Annotated in this window: 14 protein-coding genes and 1 pseudogene; 6 read left to right on the top strand and 9 right to left on the bottom strand. The window is 64.4% G+C overall.

Annotation, left to right across the window (positions count from 1 at the left end; translation table 11 throughout):
* The 8 genes from VN047_RS02325 to VN047_RS02290 form a co-directional block, all read right to left on the bottom strand.
* Positions 1-1,690 (bottom strand): protein-disulfide reductase DsbD domain-containing protein (locus tag VN047_RS02325; protein ID WP_325539628.1); only part of this gene is annotated, 1,690 nt, incomplete at its 3' end.
* Between the two features lie 187 nt (positions 1,691-1,877).
* Positions 1,878-2,255, bottom strand: coding sequence for a hypothetical protein (locus tag VN047_RS02320; protein ID WP_325539626.1), 378 nt, complete (start codon positions 2,253-2,255; stop codon positions 1,878-1,880).
* 297 nt (positions 2,256-2,552) lie between these two features.
* Positions 2,553-3,107: a hypothetical protein gene (locus tag VN047_RS02315; protein WP_325539624.1), complete on the bottom strand. Its 555-nt coding sequence runs from the start codon at positions 3,105-3,107 to the stop codon at positions 2,553-2,555.
* 62 nt (positions 3,108-3,169) lie between these two features.
* The gene (locus VN047_RS02310) at positions 3,170-3,817 is read right to left on the bottom strand and encodes a hypothetical protein (protein ID WP_325539622.1); all 648 of its coding nucleotides are present in this window, start codon (positions 3,815-3,817) and stop codon (positions 3,170-3,172) included.
* A 43-nt stretch (positions 3,818-3,860) separates the two neighbouring features.
* Positions 3,861-5,783, bottom strand: a complete 1,923-nt coding sequence (locus VN047_RS02305; protein WP_325539620.1) for a TonB-dependent receptor domain-containing protein — start codon at positions 5,781-5,783, stop codon at positions 3,861-3,863.
* The gene (locus VN047_RS02300; RefSeq protein ID WP_325539618.1) at positions 5,780-6,634 is read right to left on the bottom strand and encodes a hypothetical protein; all 855 of its coding nucleotides are present in this window, start codon (positions 6,632-6,634) and stop codon (positions 5,780-5,782) included. The genes VN047_RS02305 and VN047_RS02300 overlap by 4 nt, the downstream gene beginning before the upstream one ends.
* Positions 6,635-6,662: 28 nt before the next feature.
* Positions 6,663-7,817, bottom strand: a complete 1,155-nt coding sequence (locus VN047_RS02295; RefSeq protein WP_325539616.1) for a hypothetical protein — start codon at positions 7,815-7,817, stop codon at positions 6,663-6,665.
* Positions 7,818-7,836: 19 nt separating this feature from the next.
* The gene (locus tag VN047_RS02290; protein ID WP_325539614.1) at positions 7,837-8,808 is read right to left on the bottom strand and encodes an aspartyl protease family protein; all 972 of its coding nucleotides are present in this window, start codon (positions 8,806-8,808) and stop codon (positions 7,837-7,839) included.
* 206 nt (positions 8,809-9,014) lie between these two features.
* Between VN047_RS02290 and VN047_RS02285 the strand changes: the two genes are divergently transcribed.
* From VN047_RS02285 to VN047_RS02265, 5 genes are all read left to right on the top strand, one after another.
* On the top strand, positions 9,015-10,109 hold the full coding sequence (locus tag VN047_RS02285) for a sensor histidine kinase (RefSeq protein ID WP_325539612.1): 1,095 nt from the start codon (positions 9,015-9,017) through the stop codon (positions 10,107-10,109).
* Positions 10,106-10,852 carry a LytTR family DNA-binding domain-containing protein gene (locus VN047_RS02280; protein ID WP_325539610.1) on the top strand — a complete coding sequence of 249 codons (747 nt, stop codon included), beginning with the start codon at positions 10,106-10,108 and terminating at the stop codon, positions 10,850-10,852. The genes VN047_RS02285 and VN047_RS02280 overlap by 4 nt, the downstream gene beginning before the upstream one ends.
* Before the next feature lie 213 nt (positions 10,853-11,065).
* Positions 11,066-11,275, top strand: a complete 210-nt coding sequence (locus VN047_RS02275; protein ID WP_325539608.1) for a hypothetical protein — start codon at positions 11,066-11,068, stop codon at positions 11,273-11,275.
* 86 nt (positions 11,276-11,361) lie between these two features.
* Entirely contained in the window at positions 11,362-11,565 is a 204-nt protein-coding gene (locus VN047_RS02270; protein WP_325539606.1) for a hypothetical protein, read from the top strand.
* 76 nt (positions 11,566-11,641) lie between these two features.
* Positions 11,642-13,837 carry a DUF7379 domain-containing protein gene (locus VN047_RS02265; RefSeq protein WP_325539604.1) on the top strand — a complete coding sequence of 732 codons (2,196 nt, stop codon included), beginning with the start codon at positions 11,642-11,644 and terminating at the stop codon, positions 13,835-13,837.
* Positions 13,838-14,096: 259 nt separating this feature from the next.
* Here the strand turns inward: VN047_RS02265 and VN047_RS02260 are convergent, their stop codons facing one another.
* Positions 14,097-14,756, bottom strand: coding sequence for a TetR/AcrR family transcriptional regulator (locus VN047_RS02260; RefSeq protein ID WP_325539602.1), 660 nt, complete (start codon positions 14,754-14,756; stop codon positions 14,097-14,099).
* Between the two features lie 158 nt (positions 14,757-14,914).
* On the opposite strand from VN047_RS02260, the pseudogene VN047_RS02255 reads away from it, so the two are divergent.
* Positions 14,915-15,142: pseudogene (locus VN047_RS02255) on the top strand (efflux transporter periplasmic adaptor subunit); the annotation flags it as partial.

The raw sequence follows: 15,142 nt of genomic DNA, 5'->3' as shown, positions 1-15,142 counted from the left end.
ATGCCGCCGACACGGTGGCGGCGGCGGCCGCCAGCAACGATAATGCGGACGCGGCAGTCGCGGCGAACGTCTTGCGCCCCGACATGCGCGCGATCTGGCGCCAGCCCCAAAGCGTCAGCCCGAACGCGAGCAACAGCCCGCCGGCAAGGATCAGCGCCAGCGCTTCGCCGCTCGTCTGCCGCGCGAACACCCAGACGAGCCAGAGCGCGGCGCCATACATCGGGAACGCCAGGATCGATTTGAGCCGGTCCATCCATGGACCCGGCTTCGGGAATCGCCTCAGCACCCCCGGCGAAAGGCTGATGACGAGATAGGGAAGCGCCAGCCCGAGGCCGAGCATGGCGAAAACGGCCAGCGCCAACGGCGCCGGCATGACGAGCGCCGCGCCGAGTGCGAAGGCCATGAAAGGTGCGGTGCAGGGCGCCGCCACAACCACCGCGAGCACCCCGGTGAAGAAAGCCCCGGTCCCGCCAGGCAGGCGCGTCAGCCCGCTCCCTGCCCCGCTCCCCGAAAGACCGACCTCAAAAACGCCGGACAGGTTGAGGCCGACCGCCAGCATGAGCAGCGCGAGCGCCGCGGTCACCGCGGGGTTCTGAAGCTGGAAGCCCCAGCCCGCCGCCTCGCCCGCCGCGCGCAGGGCGAGCAGGACGCCCGCAAGCAGGACGAACGTCGTCAGCACGCCGAGAAGGAAGGCGATGCCGTCGCGCCGGGCCTCGCGCGGCGCGTGGGCCGTCGCGGACAGCGACGCTGCCTTCATCGCCAGGATCGGGAATACGCACGGCATGAGATTGAGGACGAGGCCGCCGATCAGCGCGAAGAGCGCGGCTTGGCCAAAGAGAAGGAGACTTGTTTCTGCGCGAGCCGCGGGAGGCGCTCGCGCATCTGCGACAATTTCCCATGCTCCGCCCGATGTCGCAATGACCCCTCGCACCGGCTTGCCGAGACCGCCGGCAAGGATGGCGCCGCCAGCTTTCATCCGAAGGGTCAGTTCATCGCCCTCCCGTTCTGCGCGCTGATCGGCGGGATGTTCGACGATGCCGCCCTCAAAGGGAAAGAAATATGCATCCTCGCCGCCCGCGCCGCGCAGCGTCAGGACAAGATCAGCGCCATCACGCGAAATATGCGCATTGATGTCGGCCGGGCGCGGCGCAGCATTTACGACGCGTTCGATCGCTGCGCCTTCGGCGGCTGTCAGCGGCGGCACGCCGTCACGGACCCGAAGGTCCAGTTTCACCGTCCGCTCGTCGGGAACGCACATATCCTCGCTACAAACCATCGAGAGCACCTTGACGCGGATCGGAATGGTCGATCCGGCTTGTGCGGCCCGCGGCACTTCGATCGGGACGGGCAGATAGACCTGGCGAGAGTAGCCGTAATTCATGAGCCCCTTGACCGGCTGACGCTCGGGCAGCGGCCACAGGATTGGCCCGGCCGATACGTTCGCCGGGAGCGTCCATGTCAATTCGGTCGCACCGCCCGAATCACCCGGATTGCGCCAATAAGTGTGCCAGCCGGGCTTGATGTCCTGCCGAACGGCGACGATCGCCGTCGAGCCGGGCGCCGCCCATTGATGCATCGCGACCAGCGAGATCTCTACATTCGGCGAATACATGGTTTGCGCAGACGCGGGCGCAGCGCCGATCGCAGCGAAAAGGAACGTGACAAGAAGCATCCGGAGCGAAGCGATCATGCATGCACCTGTAGAAAGCATTTCCGATGCGACACCCGGTCTGCCGCGCGTGACAGAGGCATCACGATTTTGTCGCAAGATTATGGCAGACACGCACGGCGATCTTTGGCCGTTAGCAGACGGGCCGGTTTACGACCCGGAAACGTAAAGCCGCCATTCCGCAGGGCCTGCCACGTACCCTGCCTTATCATTGAATTTCATCACGACCTGTCCGAAGCCATCCGGCAACGCTGGCCGACGCGACCACGCACACGCCGATCGACCCGAGAAATGCCGCGCCATAGCCCATGCTCCCGGCAAGGGCGGCGGCGGGCGACGATGCTCCCGGTTCGCCGACATCGCGGCTGCTCTGGACGGCGGACATATCGGTTCCCGCCTGACCACCATCCTGCGCGAACCGCATCGCCAGCGTCATCGCGCCCACCGATGCTCCGCCACTGCCGATCGATCCGGCGACCGCCAGAGTAGCCACCGGAAGCGTGGCCGGAATGTCCAGAACGGCAAGGATCGTCCAGATGCTTGCCGAGGCGATGAGCGCGGCGATGCTGGCAAGAAACGCGAACATTTGCCGATGATCGGGGCAGCCCGAACTGCGTCAACCAAGTGAAAGCCGGACCTCATCGGTGCGCCAAGGCGACAGAGACAATGCGCGCGTCGAGGCGGCTGCCGCGCAAAGCATGCGAACTGCTTGGCATGGCTTTTATCCTACCAGATCGACCGTTAGGAGACTCAGCGTTTCTGGATGCCGATGGCGAATGGCGGACGGTTCCCTATACGGCGCAAATTAATGACAGGGATGGCCGGTTGCGGACTGGCAGCTTTCGGGTTGGAACCGATGAAAGCAGACATTGAATAGTCCGCACTAGCCCCGCAAGAAGGTCCACTGGGTCGCACCGCTTCGCAACACCATTCGCCCGCCACCAAGTTGTACGTCATATTTCTCCGACGTTTGCGCGAGCCTGGAACTGCCTTGACGGCCACAGCTCGATTCAAAGCTTTCCTTGCCATCTTCGACCACTAAAATCGCCTTGCCGCCCTCTTGGGTGACGCGCCCCTGCTTCACTTGCGTCGTCGTCACCCTGCAGCCTTCCTTTTCGGCATGGCGCTTGGCTATCTGCCAAATAAAACGGCCACCCTCCCCGACTTCAAGCGTCATGGAACGCGTCACCTGCATCAACACCGGTTCGGTCACGATCGTGGTGCGTGTAGGCGAACCATAGCCGGCGGTGCCGCCCAGGCTGGTGCCATACGACACACCGACGTTCGGTTGGAGCTTGATGCGCGGGACAAGCACCAGTTCTTTACCGCTACTGGATTGCGTCCAGGCGCCCGCGGCGCTTGCCGGGGTTGCCTGGGCATGGAGCACCGAAGTTGCTGCGATCGCTGTCATGGCTGTGAGGATGGCCAAATTCTTCATCAGAAATTCCTTGGTTTTGCTGCCCGTTTTCCGCAGGTCCGGCTCCGCGTGGACCCCGCAGCTCAATATATCTCGTGCCAGTTTTCGACATCCGACGAACTGTTCGCCAACCCGAGGCAGATCAGGCCGGGCCGGCTGACAGAAGACCCGCCCCGCTCCAGCCGATATTCAAGCCGGCGGCACTGAAAGCCGTCTACCCGTTCTTCCGATGTCACGGTCAACGTGCCCTTGGAGGCTTTACCCTGCCAGTGGTGGATGTGGCCGATCGCCCAGCTTCCCGCGCGCTTGGCGCGCTCATTATATCGCCCGCTGAACTCGTCGAACGGGAAGGTCGGGCGGCCATCGAGTTCGATTCCGCCTTCGCAGTCGTTGCAGCTCACTTCACCGAACTTGTTATACTCGGCCTTCCTTGCTTCGACGTCGGGTGGAGTCTTGAGACTGTCGATGTAATTTGCCTTTGGCGCGGGCGCTTCGGGAGCGCGCCGAGCCGACGTTGGCTCCTGCGAAGTCTCGACAGGAACAGGTGCCTCGTCATTCGAGCTTTCATCCTGCCGGGAATTTGCCGATCCATTGATGATATCGCCGGCGAGCTTTTCCGCGTTCTGCTCGACCTTCTCCACAGCGCGATCAGCAAGGCGCTTGAGAAAACCTTGGGCATGAGCGCCATCGGCCGAAGCCAGCAGAACCGGGGCGGCAAGCGCCGCGTACAAGAAGCGTTGCATGATGATCTCCGGAATTTTCGCTTGGAGGAGGTCAGCCGAAATCAGCTGTCAGGGTCGCGGTGACCCGTCGCGGGAAATTATAAAGATAGACCCCGGACGATCCGTTCGCCCAACCGAATTTGTTGCCGATGTTCGCCAGCTGAACCCGTACCGTCGCGGGCGCTTTGCCGATCTGAAAGCGATAGCGTCCGCCGATCGATGCGATCGCACGCGCGGGAATTACAAGTTTGCCGTCGGTGCTGGCGACGCGGTCGGACGTGCTTTCGACGACAAGATCCACCGAAAAATCGGGCGCGAAGGTCGGCCGATAGTCGAGCACGGCGGTCGATAGCCTGCCGAAGCTCGCGAGCGGTTTTCGCCCGACCAACCCGCTGTCAACGGCATCGCCCGACAGCTTGGCGTCGATCAGCGCCGTCCCGGCAATCGCGGTCAGTCCCGGGGCAAGCTGGCCCGAAAGCGAGAATTCGGCGCCGCGGTGGCGCACATCGCCAAGCTGGCGGAATATCCGTGCGGCATCGAGCGAATAGAAGGGCTTCGTGACGTCGAACACGCCGGCCACCACGCGGATGTTCGGCGTGATCGACCAGCGAACCCCGCCGTCGATCTGGCGCGTGCGGATCGCCGGCGGCGCATCGTCACGGTTGACCGCGACACCGGGCGCAACCGGGCTTTCCTCGAGGCCCTGCGTATAACCCGCATAAAAAGCGAGCGACGGTGAGGCATAGAATGCGGCGGTGGCGTTGAAGAGCAAGGGATCGTCGGTGGTCCTGATCGCCGGGGCGTCGGGATCGAGCACGCGCTTGCGGTAATTTGTCTTCTGAAGGCCAAGGCTGATCTCGCCGACATCCCTCCACCGTCCCTCATAGGCGATGCCCGCGGTCCATTGCCGGACCGTGTCGCGCGTCTGTACCCCGAACACCGATGCGGGTTCGGGAAAGGCGACGGGCTCTTCAAGCGGATGATTGCCGATGAAGATTGCGGTATCGCCGCCATAGCGGCGCACGCGGTCGCGGCCCTTGACCGATAGGTGCAGCGTGTGGAGGCGTGGCCCCTCGGCAAGGCGCCGCGACAACCGTACCTCGCCGCTCGTCGACGCAGAACGGCGGCCGGGTTCGGCGATCACCACCTCGTCGGCCGAACCGTCCGCCTGAACACCCAGGAAAAGCTGGGTGTGCGAGCGGCTGAGGTCGAGGATCGACCGGAAAATTCCCGCCTTCAGCGCCCAGTCGCCGATCGTGGCTGATCCGATAAGGCCGGCGTTGACCGTCTCGCCATCGTTTGTCGCCCATTTCTGGCCGAGCCGCTTCACGCGCTCGATGCGCGGCGGCAGATAGTCGCCGCCGGTCAGCAGCAACGGCTGGCTTTCCTCGTCCGCAATGCCGGTGCGGCTCCAGAAGGGGGTGACGATGACACCATCGACAGGCTCCCAGCGCGCAATCACGGCCGCCGTGCGGTATGTCGCGCGGCCGCCGGTGTGCGTCCGGTCGGCGATCAGTCCCAGCCCCGCGCCGACCGCGAGGCGTTCCGTCACGGGTAGCTGCGCGTCGACCTCCAGTGCTGCCGCGCCCAAGGGACCGAGCCGTGCGCCGAGGCTGACGAGCGGCTTGTTGCCCGGGATGCGCAGACCATAGTCTGCGATTCCGGTCGGTGCCGGAAAGGGATAGCTTTGCGCCGACAGCCCGACACGCATCTGCAAGCTGCCGATCAGCCGATCGGTGAAGCTGCCCTGCTGGTCGATATAGAGGCCGTCGATACGGATATTTCCCGCCTCAGCCGCCGAGAAACCGCGGACATAGTTGGGATTATAGATCCCGATCTGCTCGCCGCCGATCGAGGTGCCGAAGGCATCCTCTGCGCTCGTCGTCGCATTATCGTCGGCGCGCTGGGCGAAGGCGGCGGCGGGCGTAACGGCGAGCACCAGCGCGAGCGCGATGAAGGAAGCGCAGCGCATCATGCCACCGCCTTCATGCGGCGCCGAACGTCTTCCCAGTCGGTCATGAACATCGCCGCGGCGAGGCGCGCGGCCGGACGTTCAGGGTCGAGCCGATCGCTGCGGAGGTCGTCGTTTTCGTGCGAGTAGCTCGACATATGGACAAGAAGCGGATGCACGCCCGTTGCACCCGGCTGGTACCAGCTGCGATCATTCTGCAACTCCAGCGCCAGCGGCCGCGGCCCCCAGGCATATTCGGAATTGGGATCATAAGCCGGGAGGCGATCGGCGACATAAAGGCCATAGGCCGAACCCGTGCGGATCTGGAGGCCGCCGCCCTGGACGCCCTCGGCCTGCACCCGGCGGCGCGCCATCATGTCATAGGGGTTGAGGAAGACGTTCAGCACGGCGCCTTCCTCGGACGGGTCGATATAGCGCCCGTCGCGCAAAACCGTCTTCGGCCTGCCCTCGACGACGCTCTTTGCCCTGATGCTGAAGGTCGCGCCGACCAGCCGGACGCCGTCGAGCGTCGGCACAACCGAAATATTGATGTCGGCCTGAAGGCTGGTGCCGCGCACGTCGCGCAGCGAAGGCTGCCGCATCAGCGCATCGAACGCGACCATCGCACGGCGACGGAGCAAATCGATTTCGGCAGCCGGAATCCGCGCGAGGTTGTTCGGTTGATGAACGTGGACGTCAGGCGTCTTCGAATACCAACCGGGAAGGCCGGCGCCGGGCCCTGGCTTACCGATAGCCCAACGGTCCATCAGCTTTTTCGGCGCGCGGCTGTCGCCGGGTGCCGCCATCGCGGCGGGAACGGTCGGCACCGCGACGAAAAGGCCGAGCATGGCGAGCTTCGACAGGAAATATTTCATGGTTCCAACTTTCTGAACGGGATCGAGGTCAGCCGGGCAGGCCAAGCGCTCCGCCGACGACGCCGCGCAGCAGGCCGCGCTTCTTTTTCGGCTTGGCGTCACCGGCGGGCGTTTCGCTATCGGTGTCGCTCCCGCCCATCAGCGACGCGAGGTCGACACCGAGCATGCCCATGTGCGTCGCCTTGGTGCGCAGCTTTACGCCCCAGCCGAGCGGAACTTCGCGCGGCGATCCGTAGTTGGACTCGGGGCCATAGGCCGTCATCATCAGCATCGCCGATTCCGACGCCTTGCCGACCGCCGAGGGAACGACGCATTCGGTGGCTTCGGGCGCTAGCAGGACGCGCTGCTGGACAAGGCGTGCGATATCGGATTGCTCGAGATAGTCGGGCAGCGCCATGCCGGGCATGCGCACCGCGCTCGACGTCCACATCACGATCGTGCCGTCTTCACGCGCGCCGGTCACGGTCATGATATAGCCGCGCGCATTCACCAGTGTGGGCCAGCTGACCTTGACCGCCCCGGACGCGAGGTCGGCGCTTTTCGGCGTCAGCGGCGCAAGGAAATCGCTCCCGGCGGCGACGGCGAAGCGCATCTCGGGCGCATAATTGCCCTGCACGACATGATCGCCGACGAGCGAGGCCGCACGCGGAACGCGCGTGCCATTCTTGCCGCCCGGCCATTCGCCATAGGTCGCGTGGCGACCCGCCGACGGCGGCACCATCGCCTTCACATTGGGAATCGCGCCGAAAGGTGAGGCAGCGCCAGGCTTCATCGTCGCAAGGTCGATCACGACCGGTTGCCCGGCGGGCGCATTTTCGCCGCAACCCCAGTAAAGCTCGATCCGCCCCTTGGGCGACTGCTGCGGACCCGGGCGGTAGTCGGGCTTGCTATCTTCCTTGGGTGCCGCGCCGCGCGGCGAGACGAGCGGCAGCCGGTCTCCCGCGCGCAGACCTTGCGGCGGCAGGTGTTCGGCGGTCGGCGCCGCGTTGCTTCGCGCCGAACCGAGCTGGAGCGACAAATTCTTTTCGACGCCCGCCGGCTGGCCGGTTGTCATGCCCGACACGGTTTCCGCAGAGATCCAGTAGATGGCCTCGATTTTCGGTTTCGGCGCCTGCTGAGCGAAGGCGACAGTCGCTAGGGCGAGCGCACTCAATGCGGCGCTGCCGGTCAGTATCTTGTTCATGCTGCTATTCCCTTGTGGATCAGGGTTTCGTCGGGGCCGCCATGGTCGGCGGCGAGATGTGCAGGCGGAGGCCCGGATGATCGATGACGAAGCGCCGGTCGGCGAACATGTCGATCCCCAGGATCACCGCCGGCTGTTCGAGGCTGAAACCCAGCACCTTGAACACCGACAGGTCGGCGATGCGGACCTTTCGGCCCTCGACCTTCGCTTCGCCGATCGTCAAAACGTCGATTGGCGCTTCGACACTCGCGGTCGCGTGGTTGGTAGCGCCTTTGATATCCGTCGCCTTGGCGAGACCCGGATTGTCGGGCGAAAGCCCGATCGCCTTCGCTGCGGCCCAGTTGATGATGGTCCCGCGCGCCCCGGTGTCGAGGATCGCGGGAATTTCGACGCCATTGAGGCGGATCGTCAGGCGCGGCGCACGCATGTCGTCGAGGACGAACGGAACCGATGCCGAAAGTCCGGCCAGCATTCCCGCCTCAACCTTGGGCGTCATCCGCCAGCGGCCTCGGGGCATATCCATCTCGACCGCAAAGTCGGCGATGATGTCGGCACCCAATATGCCGTCGGTGCCAAGCCGGTCGGTCGGCCCTGGGGGAAGCAGCATCAGCTCGGGCGAGCGAAAGACGTGGCCCGCGACCTCGACCTGCTTGACCACCGTCGTTTCGACATCGGTCCGGCCCGCCGCGCCATCGAGCGGCTCGTCCGACAGCTTGGCGACGAGCCGTGGCATTTCGGCGCGCAGCTTCGGCATGATCGTCGTGCTGCTCGCCGCGGTGTCGATGACGAAACGTTTCGGCGCCGAGCCGTCGATGCTGACCAGCACCACGGGATGGCCCGAGGGCAGAATTTCGAGCGGCTGCATCGCCGCCGGCGGGGCGGCGACGGCTGCCGGCTGTTCGGGGACGGTCGCGCGCACCTGTTCGGCGACGATCAGCGCGCCGAGCAAACCGAATGCGACCAGACTATAACGATAGCGTGTGAGGGCCATGGCCGATCTCCTGGCGGCGGGGTGCCGCGAACTGGAGGTCGACTACGGCGGGTCCGGGGCATGCTCCACGCCTCTGCGACCAAGGCCGATATCCCCTCGCCGGAGCGGATTGTGGCGCGACGAAGACGGCCGTGGGTGCGACGAGCAAGGACGTCAATCGCCCGCACTTCCTTTATGCTTGTCGCACACTACACATTGGAATTGCCATGCAGTTGAAGCCCGAACATCGCCAGACGCTCTATCTGGTCGCCGCGACCTGGATCCTGTCGGGGGTGCTCTACATCATCCCATATCATCTTTTCAGCGGCGCCGGCCTTTATGTCACCATCTCGGTCATCAACATCTGCGTGATGGGTGCGCTGCTTTCGGGCGGCGTCTATTGGACGGTCCGGACCACGCGCCGCCGCAATGCCGCGGTCCGCCTCACGGCGATGGGCGCCGCAGTTTTTCTTGCCTCGGGCATACTCGCGCTCATCGACGCGTCAACGGGCGAGTGGATCGGACGGCTCGTCGTATCGCCTCAGCAGTCCGCTCCCTTTGCGCTGCGCGCGACGAACAACTTCATAGCGCTCGTCTGGCAGTTCGCCCTGCTTGGCGCCGCTTTCACGGTGATCGAAGCGAACAAGCTGACGCGCGAGCGTGAACTCGAGCTCGCGATCGCGCGCGAGGCGGCGAGCCGCGCCGAAGCCGCCGCGAGCGCTGCAAGCCTTGCAGCGCTGCGCTATCAGCTCAACCCGCATTTCCTGTTCAATACGCTCAACGCAATCTCGTCGCTGATTGTTACAAAGGAATATCGCACCGCCGATGCGATGCTCGCCAAGCTCTCGGAATTCCTGCGCGCGACCTTGTCTTCGCAGCCCGATGCCTTGCTGCCGCTTGAGGACGAGCTCGCAACGCTGCAACATTATCTGGAGATCGAAAGTGTCCGCTTCGGCGAGCGGCTCGCGGTCGAGTTCGTCTGTCCGCCCGCGCTCAACAGCGCGCTGGTTCCGGGTTTTCTCCTCCAGCCATTGATCGAAAATGCGATCAAATATGCGCTCGCGCCGTCGGCGGTGCCGGTGACGATCAAGGTCGAAGCGTCGAGCGACGACGGCGTGCTGCTGGTCTCGGTCGAGGACGACGGCGCCGGGCAGGAAAAAGACGCGCGGCCCGGCACGGGTGTCGGGATCGCCAACGTCCGACAGCGGCTAGAAACACTCTATGGCAGCAGAGGCAGCCTCGAAACGCTGAAACGCGAGCGCGGCTTCCTCGCGATTGCGCGCTTGCCGCTCGAACGACGCAGCGACGGGATCGCGGCATGAGCGCGCTGCGCGTCCTGCTCGTCGACGACGAACCGCTGGCGCTACGCCGCCTCGAAACGCTCTTCGGCGACATCGACGATGTCGAGGTCGTCGGCACGGCGTCGACCGGCGAAGAGGCCGAAGACCGGATAGCGGCGCTGCGGCCCGACCTCGTGATGCTCGACATCTCGATGCCGCAAAAGAGCGGCATCCGCGTAGCCGCCGACCTCGTGGCCGACCCGCGCCCCGAAATCATCTTCGTCACAGCCTTCGAACAATATGCTCCCGACGCCTTCGAAGTCGAAGCCGCTGACTATCTCCTGAAGCCCGTACGCTTCGACCGGCTGCGCCAAGCGGTCGAGCGCGCGCGACGTCGCCGGACGATGCGCGATGCCGCCGACCGGCTGGCGAACGTCCCGCCCGCCGAAGTCCGCGAAGACGCGATCTGGGTCCAGATCGCGAGCGGCAACCTCCGCCTCCCGATCGCGCAGATCGAGTGGGTTGAAGCGGCGCGCGATTATGTGCTGCTCCACACTGCGACACGCAGCTACATCCACCGCATTTCGATGACCGCGCTGGAGCAATTGTTCGATGCGCAGCATTTGATGCGCATCCATCGCTCGACGTTCATACGGCCCGCGCTGGTGAAAGCGGTGCAGCGGCTCGGCAAGGGGCTCATCGCGCTCGAGATGGAAGATGGCGCGATCATGCAGGTTGGCCCGAGCTATGTTCACGCCGTACTCGAGAGACTTGGCCTGTCCTGACGTTTTCGTCGCGCAGGCATCCGCTTTGGTCGATGCCGCGGCGGTCATGTCGCACGATCATCCGGTTTCGAAGCAAGCACAGGGCGTAAACATCGACGCTCCCATAGTGTGACGGTTGCGGCTTCGAGCCGCGAGCAGAGACGGCCGGTTCGTCCCACGCCATCCCGGCAAGGGCCGGCCTCTCTGCTCCACCTCACGACGATGGAGCACAAGATGAGCAAACTCCCCTTCCTCGCCGCGGCGATCGCGCTCAGCCTGCCGATGCCAGCATTGGCGAAGGCTGAAGCCAAGCCCGAAGCCCATGCCAAGGCCGAGGCCAAGCCGGAGGCCCGTGCGAAAGCTGAAGCAAAGCCCGAGGCGCACGCCAAGGCCGAGGCCAAGCCCGAAGCCCGCGCGAAAGCCGAGGCCAAGCCCGAGGCCTGACACGCCGGCAAAGGCGTGCCGGCAGCCCGCCTCCGGCACGCCACGGCCAAAAAGGCCTCCACGCCCAAGATCGCCTATCCGAGCCAGTGCCCGCCCCGGCTGATTTCGAGGCCGTCAAACAGGTTTACACCGATTTCGGCAAGATCCGCTGCACCAGTTGCGAGGGCGGCTATGCCTATGATGGCTGGCCGGTCTTTCCTCGCAGTGCGTCGGCGGAGCGGCCGGGACTGATGTGTTGGGGCTATGCCAGCCAATTCTCGGCGTCCGAAGGCCGGAACGAAGTCTACTGACGCCCTTTGCGGGGATTTCCACCCCTCCATCGTGCGATGCGCCGCCATCGCCGCGACCGTAATGACAGGATTAGCAATGTCGATATTGCGTAGCTTGCCGGCCGTTGCGGTCGGGTTGACCCTTTCGGGCGCCGCCATGCCCGTCGCAGCCGCCACCGCGGCGAAATGTACGCGTGGCTGGGCTGGCACGGCGGAATATTCGCGGCACCAGGCGAGCAGCGATTCCAAGACCGTGACGCGCGTGTCGGGCAAAGGCACCCAAACGACCGATGTATCGCTGAACTATGACTATGTAGCGCAGATCGCCGTACGGCCAGCACCCGATGCGGAATACAGTCTGGGGCGCGCCAGCATCAATCTGAACTCGGTCGCGACCGAAACGGTGAACTCCAATGACGAGATGATCTGCCCGCACGAGCGCGTCAAACGCCAGATGTCGGGCAGCTCTGTGAGCAGAAGCCAGACGAAGGGCAGCGAAAATGGGGTCGAGACGGGCGTCGACATTACCGAGGACACCGGCGGCACCTACACCGTCAGCGTACGCCTCCCTGGCTTCAAAGGCACCGCTTCGGGTTCAAACTCGGCCAGCTTCACCGGCCAATGCAAGCCCAAGCAGGCGACCAACCGGGAGGTCGCCGAAATGCCCGCGACGATCGAAGGTCTGAGCTTCTCGAGCAGTGGCGAGGACCGGATCAATCCGCGCGATCCGAACCGCGTGCAGGGAAGTCATTCGGTGACCGCCTACGGCGTGACCGAGTCACTCCGCTGGAGCCTCCGCCGCTGCGGCGGCGATCTCCGGCTTGCCGATATCAAGTTCGAGGACATGCGCTTTCCGACTTGGGATGCGTGGCAGGAAATCACCGGGCAGATCGGTACGATCGACGGCAATATCGTGCGCATCACGGCGGTGGTTGCCAACGACGGCCCCGACGAGAAGGCGGCTACCGTCAAGTTTCGCGATACCTACAAGGGCGATAAATGGGACGGCGCGAAGCCCGACGGGCTGCTCGGCGAAGTCTCGGTGACCGTGCCCGCGGGCGAGCAGCGCGAAGTCGAATTCAAATGGGATAGCTCGGGCTATGCGTGGTATGACGACGGCCGTCCGCGCTATGTCCAACGCGTCAAGGCCGAGGTCGAGGACAAAGGCAAAACGGTCGATGACATGACGCGCAACCTCAAGGTCGCGCCGAAGCCGCTGGTCCTCGTCCACGGCCTTTGGTCGAACTGGAAGAAGTGGGAGGCCTGGCAGAATATTCTGACAACGAGCCATAGCTACGACTGGAAGGCGTTCCCGGTTGGGGAAAAGCCCGAACATGGCCGCATGAATACCGGCGAAGAGGTCGGCAATACCGGTCCGACGAACACGATCGCGCAAAATGCCGATCAACTCGGGCGCTATATCGAATATGCCCAGAAGGACCGCAACGCCTGGCACGTCGACATCGTAGCGCATTCGATGGGCGGCCTGATCAGCCGGCGCTACATCCATGCGATGATGCCGAGCTATGCCGATGGCAAACCGCAGGTCGCGCGTCTCGTAATGCTCGGCACACCCAACAGGGGGAGCCGCTGCGCCGACCTGGTCAGCGTACCGCTCGACATTGCAGGACGGCCGATGGAGGCGCTGCGCGAACTCCGGCCAAGCGCGGTCGAGAAGTTCAACGCGATCAACACCGAGCGCAAGGGCGTGGAATTCTCGGTGCTGGCCGGGAACCCGCTTCCCACAGGCTGTAATTCGTTAAGCCGCAATGACGGACTGGTGACGGTGTCATCCGCGACCTGGATGATCGAAGACAATGCCCAGATGAGTCTTCTGAACACCGCCCTGACGGAAACCGGGCCCTTCTCGGAATTTGTGAAGCCGCGCCTTGCCATCGGGCCATCGGGGCGGAAGACGACCAGCACCACGGCGGCTCGCCTGATGATCGTCGGGGCCGATGAGGCCGCCGAACCCGAGCAGGTCTCGCCCGACTTCTCATTGGTCATGACTCTCGCACCCGGGGCTACAAAGCAGGTCTCGATTCCCGTCAAGGAAGCTGGCAATTTCGGGCTGACGTTCGTGGCGAAACATAAGGTGTCGGCCACCTTGGCCGACGACGGCGGCGCGGTGGTAGGCAGCAGCCTGGCCAATCAACCGGAGGCTGCCCAGCTCTTTCGGTCGCTTTTTGTCGATCGAGCTGTTTCGAAGGGCAACTGGACACTGACGCTGAAGAACGAGGACGAGATCGAACGCGAGGTTATCCTCTCGACCTGGTCGACAGCATTGCCCTGAGACTGGCCGGTTTCGGACTGGCGGCTTTTTGGCCGAATACATGAAAAATGGCCATTGAGGATCATCCACCGCAGCCAGTTCCCGGTTTTCTTCGGACAGCACGCGCCGGAAGCAGTCGCTGGCCCGGTCCCATCTGACGACCGGGGCCGCCCCCTTGCGAATATTTGCTTTACCTCAACTTAGGTTGAGATTTTATGGAGAGGCTCCACGATTCGCAACGGAGCATCTCTTGCACGTCCATCACGGAAATACGGTTTTTTCAGCTGGCCAGCACACGCCGCGAAAGCTGCGCGATCAGCACGCCGAGCTGCTCTGCGGATCGACCCGCCGTCAGCGCGTCGTCGGCCATGCCGTGAAGCGCGTGAAAGATGAACGCCGCGATCTGAACGGGCTTCTCGCCGGACAGACACCACGCGCCGTCCGCTTGTCCGGCCGCCACCAGCGCCGCGAGGTGATGGACGATATCGGTGTCGTCCATTGCCTGGCGATGCGGCATCGCCGGGCCGTGAAACACCACATCGTGCAGCGCATGCATGTCGAAATAGGCTTCGGTCGCCGCGACAATCCACGCCTCGAACCGGCCGTTCCAGTCGTTAGCCGGACGGGCCTCGACCGCCGCCACCACCCGCGCCTCGAACGCGTCGCTGAAGTGCTGGCGCAACGCATCCATCAGGTCCGCCTTGCTCGCGAAATAATGATAGAAAGTCCCCTTCGCGACCCCCGCCCGCGCGGCGATGTCGTCGATCGAACTCTCCGGCAAACCGCGATCGACCAGCAGGGTGATCGCCGCCTGCACAAGCTGGTCGCGGCGGATATCGGCCTTGCGCGGCGGCGGCAGGATAGCGTCGCCCGAATGCGGGCGCCGTCGGACGGGCCGCGCCGATGGCCGTCTGACGGGAGTGAAATCTCTCTCTGACATCGGCGCAGTCTAGCAGCATCCCGGCGCGCGATGCGACTCTCTTGACCCGCTCCGGCATAACTAATAATCATTCGCAATAATGTCGACCGTGAGTCGATTCTTGATGAGGTCCCCCCGTGTCATCTTCCGAACATTCCGACGAAACCCTCCCTCCCCGCATGCGCCGCTGGCGTCCGGTGGTGCCGGTCGCGGCCGCCTTGCTCCTGCTTGGCGGCGGTCTTTACGCCTGGCGAACCGCCCGGACGGTCGAGACCGCGCCCGGCCAGATGCAACCGGTGCCAGTATCGACCGTCACGGTCACGCCGACCGACGTGCCGGCCGCGCTCGAAGCGGTGGGTTCGCTCCGCGCCGTCCGCGAAGTGGTGCTCGCACCCGAAGTGGCCGGA

Origin of the sequence: Sphingopyxis sp., from assembly GCF_035565275.1 — a bacterium.
Taxonomy (GTDB): Bacteria; Pseudomonadota; Alphaproteobacteria; order Sphingomonadales; family Sphingomonadaceae; genus Sphingopyxis.
Note: the sequence above shows the minus strand (reverse complement) of the source record. Positions and strands in the feature narration are given on the sequence as shown.